We start from the raw sequence: 16,480 nt of genomic DNA, 5'->3' as shown, positions 1-16,480 counted from the left end.
TCGCCTCGGCCATCGCCTGGGCGACGCTGGCGGCGGTGCTGACCGGACCCATCGCGCCGGACAGGATGAACGGCACCACGATCATGCCCTGTCCGCGCGTCGAATAGACCCGCGCGGCCTCGGTCACGACCCGGTCCACCAGCAGCGGCGAGTTGGTGTTCACATTGCCCATGATGACGCAATTGTCTTCCATGAAATCGGCGCCAAAGACGATCTCGGCCATCTCGACGCTGTCCTGCGCCCGGCTCATCTCGGTGATCGCGCCCAGATGCGGCTTGTCGCTGGCGGTCATGTGGGTGAACAGCATGTCCAGATGCCGCTTGCTGACCGGAACGTCACAAGGTTCACAGGTGACAAAGCCGCCGTGATGCAGGTTGGGGTGCATATAGGTCAGCTTGACCAGCTTCTCGAAGGACTCGATGTCGCCATAGCGGCGGCCGCCCTCCAGATCGCGCACGAAAGGCGCACCATAGACCGGGGCAAAGACCTGATTGCCGTCCCCGATCACAACCGAGCGATCCCGGTTGCGGGCGACCTGGGTGAATTTCTTCGGTGCCCTGGCGCACAGATCGCGGATCCAGCTCGCATCAGCCCGCACAATGTCGCCGTCGATCCGCGCCCCTTCGCGCCGCCACAATTCCAGCGCCTCCGGGTCATCCCGGAACGCAATGCCGACCTCTTCGAAAATCCAGTCAACCTGGGTTTCGATCCGCACCAGATCCTCTTCATTCAGAGGGTCAAAATAGGCCAGCCTGCGTTGAATATAGGGGGACGCCGGTACCGATCCGGCCTCCGTGCTGCGTGAACGGGACTGTCGTGCGCGACGCGCCATGTTGAGCCACTCCTTGGGTCATTTGAGCCGGCACAATAACCGCATGAAACCCGTTCGTGACGGTTGAAAAAGATAATGCTTTGGATAAACCTAACTTATGCACAACCTCTGGAAAAACGTCTCATCATCAAAACACCTCGTCTACTTCGAAGCCGCAGCAAGACTACAATCAATCACGCGCGCAGCAGACGAAATGAACGTAAAAACAGCTGGTGCCCACAGGAAGAACGCGGTTGCAAACTTGATCAAATCAGATCAGTTCGCCACCGCGAAGATATTTCACCGGTCAGCAATTTGCTGACGTCAATGGTTGGATTTGCCTTGCATGGGACTGATTAATTTGTGGCACCGCTGGTGTGAAAGATCAGCCGTGCCGTGATCGGCACCGCCCGGGTGATGCTGGTCAGGCTTGCCAGTTCCATAAGTTTGTTCAGCCCGTCATCGATACCGGCCTCGTCCGTATCGAGGAATACCATGTCGTTTGTCGAGACAAGCACGGACGTCTCGGACAGGCGCGCGACAAACATTTCTGCATCGAACTCAACATCCGTTCCGATCAGCGAGAGGGTGGATGCGGCATCGATTGTCGTGGTTTCACCAACAGCAAGTCCTGAAACCTGTGCCATATCGAATTCGGCGGTCAGGGTTGCGGTGCCTGCGTTGCGAAAGACGAACTCGATCATCCGTTCGTTGCGAATATCGACATTGGTCTCGACCGAAGACAGGTCGATTTCGATTTCAGCCATGCCATTCTGGGTCACATGCCCGCTGACGTTGGTAAAGCTGTTGACCTCACCCAGGAAGTCTTCCTTGATCGACCCATAGGCCAGATGCGAACGATCGCCGTCAAGAGTCCAGCCCGTTGCCAGAACGGGGGTTGCAACAATCGCCGACGCAAACGTGACTGCCTTCAACAGAAGTTTCATTTCTTTCCTCCACGGTTTATGTCAGTCCTGACCCTGCGGGCCCGGTCCGTTACTGACAAACACACACAGGTCGCAATTTATTCGATGAGTGCCCAAATGACTTCCGAACAGGCCGTCCGAGGCGCAGTGCAGACGCATTCGAAACGCGTCTGGCGGTTTGCGCTGGCTTTGTCGGGCGCGTCGGATGTGGCGGACGATTTGTTACAGGCCACGTGCCTGCGTGCGCTTGAACGGCATCATCAGGTGACTTCGCATGATCGTCTGGACAGTTGGTTGATGACGATCTGTCGGTCGATCTGGCTGAATGAGGTGCGATCACGCTCTGTCCGGCGGGCTCAGGCGCTGTCGGTGACACCGGAGGCGGAGCTTGTTGCAACGGGATCGGATTCAGAAACGAATATTTTCGCGTCTGAAGTGTTTACTCAAGTGATGCAACTGCCAGAAGCGCAGCGGGAAACGGTTATGCTTGTATTCGTCGAAGGGTACAGCTACCGCGAAGCCGCTGCCTTGCTGAAGGTTCCCATCGGTACAATCATGAGCCGGCTTTCGAACGCCCGGCAGAAACTGAAAACCGTGATGCAGCTTGATGCGGCAGACACCGCGCGACGGAGTGGCAAATGACGTTTTCCGACGAGACGCTGCTAGCGTATCTGGAAGGCACACTGGACGAGGCTCAGAGCCGCGCCATCGAGGCCGCGGTTGAGGATGATGCTGAGCTTGAACGCCGCTTGATGGCGCTGGACCCGTTTGCGCCTGTTGTTCAGGACGTTTTCGAAGAACTGCCTGCCGAAGACCCGGAACTAGATTTGCCGGAACCCGTCGCGCAAAACACTGGCGGTGGGTTTGTGCGCCTTGTTGCTGTGGCCGCGAGTGTTGGTGTTGCAGCGGTTGCCCTGACGTTCTGGGCGACACGCCCGGCAGAACTGGGTTGGGCGCAGCAGGCGGCGATCTATCAGTCGCTCTATGTGCCCGAGACGATTGCCTCGCTGGACAGTTCCGAGGCGTCGCTGGACAAGCAATTCGCGATGGCCGAGGCCGAGCTTGGCCGATCCCTGAACCGTGGCACTCTGGAGGCCCTGCCGGGGCTGGAGCTGAAACGGGCACAGGTTCTGTCGTTTAAAGGTAAGCCTTTGGTTCAGGTTGTTTTTGCCGATGAACAGGGTCAGCCGTTTGCGTTCTGCGTTATCCGTCAGGGGCCAAACGCCCCCAGTGCCGAGGTCAAGCAGGCTGTGCTGAGTGGGTTGGCGACTGCGACATGGGCGCAGGATGGTTATGGGTATATGTTGTTGGGCAGCTCTCCTCAGACCGATCTGGAAGGCGAGTTGGATGTTCTGACCCGTTCTTTCGCGGGTTGACGGAAAACCCCTTGTGAACCGGCAGGAATGTCCGAAGAATGCGGGCTATGACGTCGAAGAAACCCATGCCCCTTCCGGAAGATGAGGACCAAGATCTCGGCCCCTCCAGCATTTATGATGGCGATCCGTCCGAAGAGGATGACCTGTGGTTTTTGCCGCCGGATGAAGACGACCCGGACGAGGATTTCTTTTTACCCGGTCCACGCCCCGAACAGCGTCAGCTTTTCGACCCGCGCGATTGGCGGGCCGCGCAGTCCGAGCTTTCCGCGGAGCTTGCCGATCTGGCCCTGACGTTCGGGGCATTGGATGAACGGCTGCGGGCGGGACCCGAGGGGTGGACGCACCGTCTTGCGTTGATGGAAACATCCGATCTGGGTTGGTGGACGGGCGACCGGATCAGTGTGGATCGTCTGGCCTTATGGACTGGCTTGCGGATCGGCGCGACCCATGACGACGTGCAGGCCTTGTTCCGGGCGGGTTGGGCCGTGCGTCGTCTGAGTTCGGGCGCGGCGCCTGCTGCGGGTGGATGGGAAAGCGGCCTGACTGCGTTTCTCGACCGGCTTGCGCAGGGGACTGCGGCGGCCCCCGAGGCCATCGTTGACCTGTCTGAGGTTATGCAAAATGCGGAAGGGTTGCACCCGGTGACTCAGTCCGCGATTGCGTTTCACGCATGGCGGGCGGTGTCGCAAGGCATTGGCCAGGACACCGAGGCGGCAGTCATTGCAGCACGCCATGCGGCAACAATGGGACGCGGCGGTGCGCTGTTCATGCCGTTGGCTTTGTCTGGACCGGGTGCGTTGCGTGGAATGGGGGATTCGACGGAAAAGCTGAGTGCATGGATCAGCGGGGCAGGGCAGGCCGCACTCGCAGGGTTGCTGCATCTGGATCGGATCAGTGCATGGGAAACCAAGGCCAGAGAGGCCACGCAGGATCTAAGCGGGCGTACCCCGCCGCGTTTGATTGATACTCTGACAGCTTGGCCAATGGTTTCGGCTCCATTGGCGGAAGAGTTGACCAAAGCCTCTCGCGCAGCGGTACAGCGTAATTTCGACCTTTTCGCGCGGCGTGGTTTGGTGCGCGAGGTCACGGGGCAGGGGCGTTACCGTGTCTGGACCGCAGCGCTGTAATCCATCAGCCAATCGCGAAACGTTCGTGCTGCCGGGCGCAAGGTCGTACGTGACGGATAGACCAGATGATAAGCCTCTTGCCCCGGGCAGGAGATGTCGGGCAGGCAGGGGATCAAACCGGACAGCTTCATAATTCGATCCGAGGCCGGCGCGCGTGCCAGCGCTATGCCAAAGCCGTTGGCGCAAAGTTCGGCCGACATCATTGAATTGTCCGCAAAAAAGTACCGTGCTTGCCCTGCTGACAGCCGCTGGTGTTCGAACCAATGCGGCCAGCTTGCACGATGGGTCGAAACTTCGATCAAGGTAAACTGAAACAGATCCTGAGGCGACTCAACCTGTGTTGCAATTTCGGGCGGAGCAACGGGGTAAAGGTGTTCGCGCATCAGCTCATCGCTTTCCGCCTCAAACAGTGCGGGGTTCCCAAACACGATCTGCAAGTCGGTGAACCGATTGGCGAAATCCGAGACAACGTTTCCCGTTGAGAGTGACAGATTTATCTGGGGATGCGCCGCCTGAAATGCCGGGATACCTCCGGCCAGAATACCGTGCGCAAAAAGAAGCACGGATTGCACATAAAGCCTCTGCTCGCGGGTTTCGCCGAACAATCCGGTGGTCGCGGTTTCAAGCATGAGCAGTGATTGCTGCACCGACGGCAGATAGGCGCGCCCGGCCTCGGTGAGCGTTACCGCATGCGCGTGCCTGTGGAACAAGGGTGCACCCAATCTGGTCTCTAGTGCTTTAACCTGCTGGCTGACAGCGGCGGGCGTCATGTTCAGCTGGGTCGCCGCACGGGCAAAGCTTTCGGTTCGGGCTGCGGCCTCGAACACGCGAAGCCAGTTGAGGGAGGGGACGCGGGGGCTCATGTGAGCAGGCTAAGCTAAACTTAGCCTCACCGGCAAGACAATATGGTCTGAGTTTTAACGCCTCTGCCTTAGGTTTGTGATCAGTGAACAGATGAAATGAGCCTACCATGTCAGACCCAGCCCTGCCGCCACGTCCCAAGCGCAAGATCTGGAACTATACGCCCCAGTTGCCGATTCAGACCTCGCCCTATTGGGATTGGCCCATGAAACCGTTGGCCGCATTGAAGTACCTGCTGCAAAGCTGGAACCCGCTTGCGTTGCGGGCGCTGCTGCTGGTCTTTGCGATCATCACCTGGACCTATCTGACGCCATCACTGAGCCGGATTGAGACTTTCAGTTGGGATTGGATTGCGGAAATCTGGTTTCGCAATTTCTGTATCCTGATGGTGGTCGCCGGCGGCTTACATCTGGCCCTTTGGAGGTTCCGCACCCAACAGGATGAATACCGATATGACATGCGCCCGATGATGAAGGGCGCCAAGGTTTTCACGTTCAAAAACCAGGTCTGGGACAACATGTTCTGGACCCTTGGCCCCGCGCTGACGTTCTGGACGTTCTGGGAGTGTCTGATCCTCTATTCCTACGCCAATGGCTGGATCACGATGATCAGTTTTGACAGCAATCCGGTCTGGTTCGTCGCCGTCATCGTCTTTGTGCCGATCTGGGCCGGGTTCCATTTCTACTGGCTGCATCGACTGCTGCACGTTGGCGTGTTCTATACCAAAGTCCACGCTTGGCATCATCGCAACATCAACACTGGCCCGTGGTCAGGGCTGGCGATGCATCCGGTCGAGAGCTTCTTCCTGATGTTCGATACGATGATCTTCTTCCTGCTGCCCTCGCATCCGATCCACGCCATTTTCCTGTTGTTCCACCACGGTATCGGGGCACCGACCTCTCATGCCGGGTTCGAGCATGTGAAATTTGGCAGCAAGGCCAAGTTTCAGGTCGGGGATTTCTTTCACCAGCTTCACCACCGCTTTTTCGACTGCAACTATGGTACGTGGGAAACGCCGTGGGACGAGTGGTTCAACACGTTCCACGACGGCACCGATGAAGGTAATGACATGGTCAAGGAACGCCGCCGCAAGATTTGGGCTGCTGAGTGAACCATTGAAAATTGTAACGCGCCGGACCCTTAAGGGTCCGGTTGGTGTGTTTGGTGAAGTTACAGTGGGGCAGGGTGCGATCAGCGGCCAACGCCCACATAGCTGTCAAAGCCGGATTTCAGCGCGTGTGTCCTTGAGTAGATGTTGCGCAAATCAACCATTCGGGCAGTGTTCATGGAACCGGCAAGCTGGGTCAGGTTCAGAGCGCGGAACTCATTCCATTCCGTCAGCAAAACCACGACATCTGCGCCTTGAACTGCCACGTATGGGTCGTCGCACCATTCGACTCCTGGCAAAAGTGCGTCGCCCTCTGATTTGCCCTGCGGATCGACAACACGCACTTTTGCGCCGCCGCCGATCAAGGCGGGAACGATGGACAGTGATGGCGCGTCGCGCATGTCGTCCGTATTGGGTTTGAAGGTGACTCCCAGAACGGCTACCGTCTTGCCGTTGAAATGGTCGTCGCAGGTTTCACGGATTTTCTCGATCATCCGCTTTTTGACTTCGTCATTCACGCGGATGACAGTTTCGGTAATCTGCATGGGTTGGGCGTGATCCTGCCCGATCCGGGCCAGCGCGGCCGTATCCTTGGGAAAGCACGAACCCCCATAGCCAGGCCCGGCATGCAGGAACTTGTTGCCGATCCGCCCGTCCAGACCGATACCGCGGGATACTTCTTTGACATCCGCACCGACCTTTTCGCACAGGCCGGCAATTTCGTTGATAAAAGTGATCTTGGTCGCCAGAAACGCGTTTGCGGCGTATTTGATCATCTCTGCGCTTTCCAGATCGGTGGTCAGGATCGGGAAGTCGCGCAGATAGAGCGGTCGGTAAATCTCGGACATCACTTCTGCGGCGCGGTCGTTTTCAACGCCAACGACCACGCGGTCCGGGCGCATAAAGTCATCGATCGCCGCACCTTCGCGCAGAAATTCGGGGTTCGAAGCGACGTCGAAATCAGCGTTGGAGTTGGCTGCCGCAACCACGTCCTGCACTTTTCTGTTGGTTCCTACGGGCACCGTCGATTTGGTGACAATGACCGTATACCCGGTAACAGCCTGCGCGATTTCTTCCGCTGCTGCCATCACGTAGGTCAGATCTGCGTGGCCGTCTCCGCGCCGGGTGGGGGTTCCGACCGCAATGAACACTGCGTCTGCACCGTCCACGGCCGCTGTCAAATCGGTTGTGAAATTCAGGCGCCCGGCAGCGACGTTCTTTGCCATCAGCACGTCCAATCCGGGCTCATAGATCGGCACCTCTCCGGCTTTCAGCATGTCGATCTTCTGTTCCGCCTTGTCGACGCAAATCACGTCATGACCGAAGTCCGAGAAACAAACGCCGGATACGAGGCCCACATAACCGGTCCCGATCATTGCAATACGCATCTGCTGAAATCCTTCTTACCAATTACCACCAACGGCGCGGGTACAATCAAAGAAACTTTCGCCGGTTTCAATGACTGACAGCCTTTGCGGGAGACATCCCATAGATTCTTGCTGTTTTTGAGGCAATAAGGGTGCGAACAGAAATTTGTGTAGAATGCAAAGATCTGGCTGCGAGTTCTTTCTGCAGACAGCGTCTGTCAGCTTGCGTTTTCAAGTGGGTTTTGAGCCTGTGATCACTTCTGTGGTCGAAAAAGCCGCCCGAGACCGTTTCAGGCGGCTGATGTCGTTAGAACCAGCGGCCTATGGCCGTTACGGTTGGCGACAAAGTCGCTGAGTCTGAAATTGCTGCCAAAACCTTGCAGGCGACCTGTGAAGATGATGGAGCGTCAAAACCTGTAAAGCGGATTGCGCCACCTCCGCTGCCGCTAACGCTAGGGGGCGTAGAGAAAGTTGCAGGGAAATCCCAGGTCATTGAGCCGCTCGAGAACAGAGCGCCTTCAGCCGTTGTGCAGGCAACAGCGGTCAGCTTGGTCGTACAAATCTGGGTGCCATCGGCGAACCTCACATATTCACCATTTGAGTTGCTGCCCCGCTCAATGATTGCCCCGGTCGGTGTGCCCGAGTTTTCCGAGACAGCACCCAGAAGGTTACCCGGACCATAGCCATAATCGGCGCGCATCAGGCGGCCCGCGGTTGTGTCGCTTGCATTTGTCTGAACAGCTGCACCTGATGCGGTACCGGTCGCTGGATCAAAGGCCAACGCTTCGGTCCAGCTGCCGCCGTCAGGCGACACTTTAATGGAAAAACCGGTGCTGCCGGACAACCCCATTTCAGCATGACCCTTCCAGTTCGATTGAAACAAGAGCGACGCTGTATCGCCTGCGCTGGCTTTGTTGATTTTCAACTGATGCCCGTTGCCTTCATGGTTCAGCAACGTGGCCGGGCTGCGAACGGACAGGCGGTTTGTACTGTCGGAACTTGTTGCCACCCCGACACCGTTCAGGTTTTGAGTGCTGACAGGTAGCGGAGCCCACGCAGTTCCGCTCCAAAACTTCAGATCTCCGGCAGCTTCATCCCAGGCGCGCCAACCGATGTCCGGGGTCAGGAAGCGCCATGCATTGTCGAGCCAGGCAGCAAGCTTTCCGGCATGTCCAGCCCAACCGCCGGTAGGAGCTGCACCGAGCGCGTGAACTTCGCCCTGTTTGGGAGCAGCAGGTGGGGTGCTGGCGCTCGTCGACTTCACAGCCAGTTGCACGACCAGATCAAGCTGTCGCAGGGCTTCGTTATGGGTGACATGCTTTTGTGCTTGCGAGGGTTGCAGAAAGGGCAGGTTCAATCGGGGTGAAGTCTGTGACACGGGTATCCTCCTGTAGCTGTCGATCCGGAACTTCGGGTGCGCGCTACCCTGCCGTGAAGTGCCTCAATCCATTCTGACTGGACCGACCGCTCAGGAAATCTGTTGCTAACCTATCGCCTGCAGGTTGAAGCCCAGCAAAGGTTGTTAAGTGGTACGCTACACCCAAAGTGCATGAGGTTGCGCTCGGCTCGAAATCTGAGGCAAATCAAATGGATTTCGAAACCAGGAAAGGAAAGAAACAAACAGGTTCTGATCCACCTGCTTGGTTCGGTTTTCTTTCAACGTGATGACTGCACGAGTTGTATTGTGGGCTTCATCCTGTTTAGCGACTGCAGCCGTATTTGACCGAACGACTCCGTTGGTGAGCATCAACGGTTTTGGCTGAAGTTTCTTGAGTGAGCTCAAGTATTCTGCTCGCGTATTGCGGTAACAGGTTTACGTCACCGGCTGACGAACCGAATTGCTATGGATACCCATTGTGTCACAGGGGCTGCGGAAGCTTTTCCAATCCAGCGTTTAACGCTGTTGAAGGAAGTAACCTATTGCTATTGAGCAGCTTTTCCGGTTGCGACAATATCGTTCAGATACTGGCTCAGATCTCCTCGCAGATCATCGCGGGCAAGGGCAAAAGCAACGGTAGCTTGCAGGAAACCTGATTTTGATCCGCAATCAAAACGCTGGCCGTCGAATTTGTAACCAAAGGCGGGCACTCCAGACGCGATATCTTCGGCGATGGCGTCGGTCAGCTGGATTTCACCGCCGCTTCCGGTTTTCTTTGCGTTAAGGTTGTTCAAAACGGAGGGTCGAAGAATGTACCGGCCGATGACCGCCAAGTTGGACGGTGCTTCGGATGGTTCGGGCTTTTCGACCATGCCTCTGGTCGGAACGACCGAGCCGATGCTGTCGCCTGCGTCAAGTACGCCGTAAGAACTGGTCTTTTCCGTTGGAACCTCCATCGCGGCCACCATGTTCCCGCCGGTTTCTTCGTAGGCTTCGACCATTTGCTGCAAACAGGGTTTTTCGGCGGCGATGACATCGTCGGGAAGCATGACGGCAAAGGGTTCATCGCCGATCAGCCTCCGCGCGCACCAGACCGCGTGCCCCAATCCCAGAGCTTTGTGCTGACGGATATAGGCAATCGCGCCGCTTTCCATATTCGTCTTGTTCAGGACATCAAGAAGCTTGTTTTTACCTTTGGCTTTCAGCTCCTGCTCAAGCACAAGGTTGTGGTCGAAATAATCTTCCAGCGCGGATTTTCCACGCGACGTTACAAAAATAAATTCCTTGATCCCGGCGGCGCGGGCTTCGTCAATCGCGTATTGCACCAAAGGGCGGTCCACCAGCGTCATGATTTCTTTCGGAACGGACTTGGTCGCTGGCAAAAACCGCGTTCCCATCCCTGCTACTGGAAAAACTGCTTTGGTGACTTTGCGTGTCATGGTGCCTCTCAATTACTAAACTCAGCCAGAAGAGCAGGAAACGTGCGGAGTGTCCTCATAGGCTGCAATACCCTGTCATTCAATGATACCCGAAAGGTCAGGCCACTATCGGTCAAATCGTGCCAGCTTGCCATGGTGAAGTCAAAAGCCTCGTCCGATGCGAGGTGCAAACGAACCTGTGCAACTCGTGTTCGGTGAAATGGTTAGATGCATCCCGTAGAAAGGCACAGGCTTAGATTTACCTATCACAGAAAGTTCATAATCTGGTTTGGTTTTTTGTGCCGTCGTTTCATTCGGGTTGCGGGCAACAACCAGATTGCGTCGTGGTTTCCCGCATCACGTTATTTTGTATACGGTTTTTGGGCCTGAATTGGCGCTGAATATATGAGCCTACCGAAGACTGTTGAGGTAAGAATATCCGATCCCGACAGATCGCCAGTGCACTAGAGTGCCTTTGGACGCTGCAAAGTTCCGCAAAAAAGCTCGGCTGCCTGTCTCGGCGAAACCTCCTCGCTCCCGTTTCGCATTGTTGCTTGCTGTTTTCATTTGGGCAACAATTTCCACGTTATCCTGTGGATAGGTGCTGCAAACGCTTGATTATGAGCTTTGGACCGATGCGCGGACAGACCATGAGAGTCGGCGCGCTACTCCAGATCACCTCACGGCTTTAAGCGTTTTTTCATCGACACCTCGGGAAAACAGGTCGGCGCGATCCCCGAGGCTTCTTGCCATCGACCTATCGAACGGCGGGTTTTGAAACCCGGCAGGCCGTCTGCCCCGCCTACATCATGGCCCCTTTGTTCCAAAGCCTGTTGCATCCGGGCGATGTCAGATCGATACAATCCGCCGACCTTTCCCCAGCGACCATCAAAATCGCCGATGCCGTATTGGATGCGGTCTCCGACATGACCAACGAACAAGGCATAAAGATCGCTTTTGTTGTATTCCTTGAGAACATAAAAATTCGGAGTAACCAAAAAACCCGGGCCATGACGTCCCGCTGGCATCATCAAATAGCCTTCACCACGCAGTTCATGAGCCGGAAAAGGCTTACCCGAGACCCGGCGCACGCCCATCTCGACCCATTCCTGAATTGGCCGCCCCTGGTCAGGACCTTCTAAAGTGCATGAAACGCTATTGGGCACAGATACTTCGAAGCCCCAGTCCCGCGCGGTAATCCACCCATGTTGCATGAGGTAGTTACCAATGGATGCAATCGTGTCTTCAGGTGATCCCCAGATATCAGACTTCCCGTCGCCGTTCCCATCCGCGGCATAGGTCAGATAGTTGGATGGCATGAACTGGGGTTGGCCCAATGCACCGGCCCAACTGCTCTTCATTTGCCGCGCAGGTTGATGTCTTGCTTCCGCGATTTGAAGGGCGGCTATAAGCTCGGCAGTGAAGTAATCTGCGCGGGTGCTCATGAAGGCCTTGGTTGACAGCACCCTGAATGCGTCATGGCGGATTGGAACTTGACCGTACCCACTTTCCCTTCCCCAGATCGCCAGAATAATGCGGGCGGGAACGCCGGTTTCGGCTTCGACCGCTGCAAGTGCCGCAGCATGGCGCTGTGCCATTTTACGCCCGACCGACGTTGCCCCCTGAACCGATCCGGGATTGAAGTAACGCCCGGGCGAGCCAAACTCGGCCTGTTTTTGAGCTTTGGGTGTTTTGTGTTTGGTGCCCGGCGGTACCAAATCCGGCAGTTTCCAGTTTAGGGTAACGCCGGAAAATGCCTGTTGCATCGTTTCGCGCGACACGCCTTTGGCTTTTGCTTGTGGCCAAATCGTCTCCTGCAACCATGACTGAAACTGGCGCTCGATCGCCGCTCGATCCTGTGCCAGCGTGGTCTGGGGCAGCAGGATTAACGCAATGGAGAAAAGCAAAATACGCATTACCGATTTGTCTGTCCCGACCAGGATCGCAAGTCAACGGTTAGATATTGCTCAAACCGCTGTCCTTTATACTCGGAGTTGAGAGGGAATTGCCCTCGGCAATCTGTGGTTTGGAAAAACTCTTGAGAAAATTCACACACTTGCCGATAGTCTGATTGAATTTATTTGAGGAGAGGGCAGTCAGTTATGGCAAATGTCAAAACGTCCAACCCAACTTCTCTGTTTATGCTGGCCTTTATCTTGTTGGCATCGACGGCGCAGATGGGTGCGGCCAGCGACAGTTTCATGGACCCGCATGGACCGATCGCTGCGATCCAGAAAACCCATCTGCTGCGGGCGACCGTTTTAATCATGTTGGCGGTTCTGCCCGTTTTGGTGTTGGTGCCTCTGCTCGCGTTGCGATATCGGCGCCGAAAAAACAGCAGCGCAGCCTATCGGCCAGATTGGGATTTTTCGGCAAAGCTGGAGTTCCTCATGTGGGGGGTGCCGGTTCTGATTGTGGCCCTGCTGTCATTCTATCTCTGGAAGGCAACTCACCGGCTTGATCCGTATTCGGCAACGTTTGGCGAAGATCCAGCTCTGCGAGTGCAGGTGGTTGGGCTGGATTGGAAATGGCTGTTCATCTATCCCGACCTTGGTATTGCCAGTGTGGGCGAGTTTGGCATTCCCACCGAACGGCAAGTGGCGATGACACTGACCACCGATACCGTGATGCAATCCTTCATGATCCCAGCGCTGGCTGGCCAGATTTACGCGATGCCGGGCATGACGACCCAACTGCATCTGGTCGCAGATGTTCCCGAAGTCATGCAGGGCGAAAACACGCAATACAACGGGCGGGGCTTTACTAAACAGAAGTTTCGCACCGTGGCCATGCCCAATAATGAATTTGAAACATGGGTCGATAAAGTTCGTGAGAACGGTATCCAACTGGACCCGGCAACCTACCAGACTCTTGCGATGCGGACAGACAGGGATGAGGTTCAGGCCGCGTTGGGCACCGCAAGGATGCCGAAGGACGCGCTGTACTTCACCATGGAAGAAGATTTGTTTCACACAATCCTTCACCGCTATCACAGCGGTGAAGCTCTGCCGGTTGATCAACAGCCGGGAACGGCATCATTCGGACAGGAGGCGCAGCAATGACGTCTTCCGATACAGGGTTCTTTGGCCGCCTCAACTGGGATGCTTTTCCGATTACCGGGCTGATCCAGACCCCCAATGTAAATGAGATCGTTGCCAACGCTGCCGCTGCGGTCGTCATTATAGGCGTTGTCGTCGTGGTCGGCCTGCTGAGCTGGTTCCGTTTGTGGACGCCCCTTTGGCGCGATTGGTTGACCAGTGTCGATCACAAGAAGATCGGCATCATGTACATCGTTTTCGCCATCGTGATGCTGGCACGGGGTGTGCTGGAAGGCGTGGTCATGCGGGCGCAGCAGGCCGCAGGGCCGGGTGATGGTTTTCTGGAAGCCGAACACTTTGCCGAGTTGTTCAGCACCCATGGCACGATCATGGTGTTCTTTGTGGCCGTGCCCTTTGTCTTTGGCGTTGCGAACTATGTTGTGCCCCTGATGATCGGGGCGCGGGATGTGGCCTTTCCACGGTTGAACCAGATCAGTCTGGGTCTGACAGTGTCCGCAGGCATGATGTTGATGGTGTCACTGGTGATTGGCGAGTTTTCTACCGGAGGCTGGACTGCCTATCCCCCCTATACCGGCGCTGCGTTCAATCCGGGTGTTGGGCCGGATTATTGGATCTGGGCCATCGTTGTTTCGGGTGTCGGCACCACGCTTACCGGCATCAATTTCGCCGTGACCATCTACAAGTTGCGCGCGCCAGGGATGAAGTTCATGCGGCTGCCGATGTATTGCTGGACGATCATCTGCAGCTCCATCCTGATTATCTTTGCCATGCCTCCCTTGGGTGTTGCAGCCCTGATGCTGGCGGCCGACCGCTATCTGGATTTCCATTTCTTTACCAATGACCTTGGCGGCAACATGATGAACTACGCCAATCTGTTCTGGCTGTTCGGCCACCCCGAGGTTTACCTGCTGGTCCTGCCTGCCTACGGTATTTATTCCGAGGTCTTTGCGACCTTCTCGGCCAAGCGGCTTTACGGCTACAACTCGCTGGTCATTGCTACAATGTCGATTGCGGTGCTGTCTTTTACCGTCTGGCTGCACCACTTTTTCACCATGGGTCAAAGTGCGCTGATCAACGCCGTGTTTGGCATCGCGACGATGCTGATCGCCATCCCGACCGGTGTAAAAGTCTATGACTGGATGGCGACGCTGTGGCGAGGGCGCATCCGGTTCTCGGTACCAATGCTGTACAGCCTGTCCTTTTTGATGCTGTTTGTCATCGGCGGGCTCAGCGGTGTGATCCTGGCCAACCCGACCGTGGACTATCAGGTTCACAACACCTTGTTCCTGGTGGCCCATTTCCACAACGCTCTGTTGCCCGGAGTACTGTTCGGGTTGCTGGCGGCCTACAACTATTGGTTCCCTAAAGCTTTCGGCTTTCGCCTGAATGAATTCTGGGGCCGCGTTTCGGTTGCCTGCTGGACTGTGGGCTTTCTGCTGACTTTCATGCCACTTTACTTCGTTGGGCTCATGGGAATGCCGCGCCGATCGTTCAGTTATAGCGATCCGTCCTTCCAACCCTTTATGATTGTGGCCATCATCGGTGCGCTGGTTATCACCTGCGGATTGTTCTCGGTTCTGATCCAGCTGTGGGTCAGCATTCGGGACCGCGATAATGCCCGCGTACCCGTGGGGGACCCCTGGGACGGCCGCACGTTGGAATGGTCTATCCCCTCACCACCCCCGGCTTACAACTTCGCGATCATCCCACAAGTAACGGATCGCGACGAATTCGCAGCAACGAAGGAGAAGGGCACAGCCTATCCAACCCCAGATGCATATGAAGATATCGAATTGCCCCGCAATACAGGCATCGGCTTCGTCCTGTGTGTTTTGAGCGGTATCTGGATGTTCGCGCTCGTCTGGTGGATCTGGTGGCTGGCCGTATTAATGACCGTTTTGATGATTTTGGCGGTGATCGTCTGGACATTCGATGACAGCACCGAGTTCACCATACCGGCGGAAGAAGTGCGCAGAGATCACGAGGCCTGGCTTGCGCTGGTTCACGGTGAAACTCCGGTAGATCGCGATTTTGAAGCGTCACCGGAAAATCGCGGCCTCGCCCGCCCTGATCTGGAGGCGGCAACATGAAACGCGCGCCCACTCACAGCTATCCGGGGATCAATCTGGGGCACCGTCACGCCAGCGCTGAGAAGGTGACTGAGGTTGTTACTTTTGGCTTCTGGGTCTTTTTGATGAGCGATCTGGTCTATTTCGGCCTGATGTTCGCGATCTATATCACGATGATTGACGCACAGGCAGGTGGCCCCGGTCCGCATGAGCTGTTTGATCTGAAAAGCATCTTTGCACAGACGCTGATCCTATTGACCAGCAGCTTGACGGTTGGCCTTGCCATGCTGGCGCTGAAATACAATCTGCCGCGCGTTCGTATTGTTCTGTGGTTCGGCGTCACACTTGTGCTGGGGCTCAGTTTTTTGGTCCTTGAGATACGTGATTTCATGGCCATGGCGGAAAAAGGCGGCATACCGCAGCGCAGCGGTTTTCTGTCGGCCTTCTTCGGGCTGGTCCCTTTGCATGGTCTGCACGTCGCCGCAGGATGCCTATGGCTGATTGTTTTAGGGATTCAGCTGCGTGTGAAAGGAATGAGCGACGTTATCATTTCGCGCGTGGTGCGGCTGGCGCTGTTCTGGCATTTCCTCGATCTGATTTGGATCGGGATCATCACCATCGTTTATTTCGGAGGTCTGACCTATGGATAAGCGCTCGGAAATGCATCGCCGCGAGCGTCGGCGTTATGTTATCGGATACGGTGGTTCGCTTCTATTGACGCTGGCGACGTTCGGCGTTGCCCATCTGTTCGGGATAGAAACGCCCGGTGTTTATCTGTCCATCGGGTTGCTAGGGCTGGCACAACTTATTCTGCAGCTCGTCTATTTTCTTCATATCGATCGCCGGCGCAGCAGTCGCGAAGACCTGCATCTGGTTTTGTTTTCCACCTTGGTTCTGCTGATCATGATCCTCGGCACGATCTGGGTATTGGGTAATCTGGCGATCCGAATGCACATGCACGTGATGTAAAGTGCGAGGCA

Annotated in this window: 15 protein-coding genes; 8 read left to right on the top strand and 7 right to left on the bottom strand. The window is 56.2% G+C overall.

The window, feature by feature from the left end:
• Together ACR0LF_RS09770 and ACR0LF_RS09765 are read right to left on the bottom strand one after the other, a co-directional pair.
• A partial coding sequence (locus tag ACR0LF_RS09770; RefSeq protein WP_480576204.1) for a trimethylamine methyltransferase family protein occupies positions 1-832 on the bottom strand: 832 nt, incomplete at its 3' end.
• Between the two features lie 335 nt (positions 833-1,167).
• Entirely contained in the window at positions 1,168-1,758 is a 591-nt protein-coding gene (locus tag ACR0LF_RS09765; RefSeq protein ID WP_480576207.1) for a YceI family protein, read from the bottom strand.
• A gap of 96 nt (positions 1,759-1,854) precedes the next feature.
• Here ACR0LF_RS09765 and ACR0LF_RS09760 point away from each other — a divergent pair, with 96 nt between their 5' ends.
• From ACR0LF_RS09760 to ACR0LF_RS09750, 3 genes are all read left to right on the top strand, one after another.
• Entirely contained in the window at positions 1,855-2,379 is a 525-nt protein-coding gene (locus tag ACR0LF_RS09760) for an RNA polymerase sigma factor (RefSeq protein WP_480576210.1), read from the top strand.
• Positions 2,376-3,113, top strand: coding sequence for a hypothetical protein (locus tag ACR0LF_RS09755; RefSeq protein ID WP_480576213.1), 738 nt, complete (start codon positions 2,376-2,378; stop codon positions 3,111-3,113). The genes ACR0LF_RS09760 and ACR0LF_RS09755 overlap by 4 nt, the downstream gene beginning before the upstream one ends.
• Positions 3,114-3,178: 65 nt before the next feature.
• Positions 3,179-4,240 carry a helix-turn-helix domain-containing protein gene (locus ACR0LF_RS09750; protein ID WP_480856275.1) on the top strand — a complete coding sequence of 354 codons (1,062 nt, stop codon included), beginning with the start codon at positions 3,179-3,181 and terminating at the stop codon, positions 4,238-4,240.
• Here ACR0LF_RS09750 and ACR0LF_RS09745 read toward each other — a convergent pair.
• A complete protein-coding gene (locus ACR0LF_RS09745; protein ID WP_480576219.1) occupies positions 4,213-5,103 on the bottom strand; it encodes a LysR substrate-binding domain-containing protein in 891 nt (296 codons plus the stop codon). The genes ACR0LF_RS09750 and ACR0LF_RS09745 overlap by 28 nt on opposite strands.
• Positions 5,104-5,210: 107 nt before the next feature.
• Between ACR0LF_RS09745 and ACR0LF_RS09740 the strand changes: the two genes are divergently transcribed.
• Positions 5,211-6,212 carry a sterol desaturase family protein gene (locus ACR0LF_RS09740; protein ID WP_480576222.1) on the top strand — a complete coding sequence of 334 codons (1,002 nt, stop codon included), beginning with the start codon at positions 5,211-5,213 and terminating at the stop codon, positions 6,210-6,212.
• 80 nt (positions 6,213-6,292) lie between these two features.
• Here ACR0LF_RS09740 and ACR0LF_RS09735 read toward each other — a convergent pair whose 3' ends face one another.
• The 4 genes from ACR0LF_RS09735 to ACR0LF_RS09720 form a co-directional block, all read right to left on the bottom strand.
• Positions 6,293-7,597, bottom strand: coding sequence for a UDP-glucose dehydrogenase family protein (locus ACR0LF_RS09735; RefSeq protein WP_480576225.1), 1,305 nt, complete (start codon positions 7,595-7,597; stop codon positions 6,293-6,295).
• Positions 7,598-7,883: 286 nt separating this feature from the next.
• Complete coding sequence (locus ACR0LF_RS09730) at positions 7,884-8,954, bottom strand: DUF2793 domain-containing protein (RefSeq protein WP_480576228.1); 1,071 nt, start codon at positions 8,952-8,954, stop codon at positions 7,884-7,886.
• A 545-nt stretch (positions 8,955-9,499) separates the two neighbouring features.
• On the bottom strand, positions 9,500-10,393 hold the full coding sequence (gene galU / locus ACR0LF_RS09725) for a UTP--glucose-1-phosphate uridylyltransferase GalU (protein ID WP_480576231.1): 894 nt from the start codon (positions 10,391-10,393) through the stop codon (positions 9,500-9,502).
• A 659-nt stretch (positions 10,394-11,052) separates the two neighbouring features.
• Positions 11,053-12,288, bottom strand: a complete 1,236-nt coding sequence (locus ACR0LF_RS09720) for a lytic murein transglycosylase (protein ID WP_480576234.1) — start codon at positions 12,286-12,288, stop codon at positions 11,053-11,055.
• Between the two features lie 186 nt (positions 12,289-12,474).
• Here ACR0LF_RS09720 and ACR0LF_RS09715 point away from each other — a divergent pair, with 186 nt between their 5' ends.
• Genes ACR0LF_RS09715 through ACR0LF_RS09700 form a run of 4 tightly spaced genes read left to right on the top strand, consistent with a single transcriptional unit; the run spans position 12,475 to position 16,469 of the window.
• Positions 12,475-13,434: a cytochrome ubiquinol oxidase subunit II family protein gene (locus tag ACR0LF_RS09715; protein ID WP_480576237.1), complete on the top strand. Its 960-nt coding sequence runs from the start codon at positions 12,475-12,477 to the stop codon at positions 13,432-13,434.
• Positions 13,431-15,521, top strand: coding sequence for a cbb3-type cytochrome c oxidase subunit I (locus ACR0LF_RS09710; protein ID WP_480576240.1), 2,091 nt, complete (start codon positions 13,431-13,433; stop codon positions 15,519-15,521). The genes ACR0LF_RS09715 and ACR0LF_RS09710 overlap by 4 nt, the downstream gene beginning before the upstream one ends.
• Complete coding sequence (locus ACR0LF_RS09705) at positions 15,518-16,150, top strand: cytochrome c oxidase subunit 3 (protein WP_480576243.1); 633 nt, start codon at positions 15,518-15,520, stop codon at positions 16,148-16,150. Before ACR0LF_RS09710 ends, ACR0LF_RS09705 begins: the two co-directional genes overlap by 4 nt.
• Positions 16,143-16,469: a cytochrome o ubiquinol oxidase subunit IV gene (locus ACR0LF_RS09700; protein ID WP_480576246.1), complete on the top strand. Its 327-nt coding sequence runs from the start codon at positions 16,143-16,145 to the stop codon at positions 16,467-16,469. Before ACR0LF_RS09705 ends, ACR0LF_RS09700 begins: the two co-directional genes overlap by 8 nt.
• Positions 16,470-16,480 lie beyond the last annotated feature (11 nt).

Source organism: Ruegeria sp. E8 (assembly GCF_056533985.1).
The sequence above is the reverse complement of the archived record's forward strand: the minus strand, read 5'-3'. Positions and strand labels throughout refer to the sequence as shown.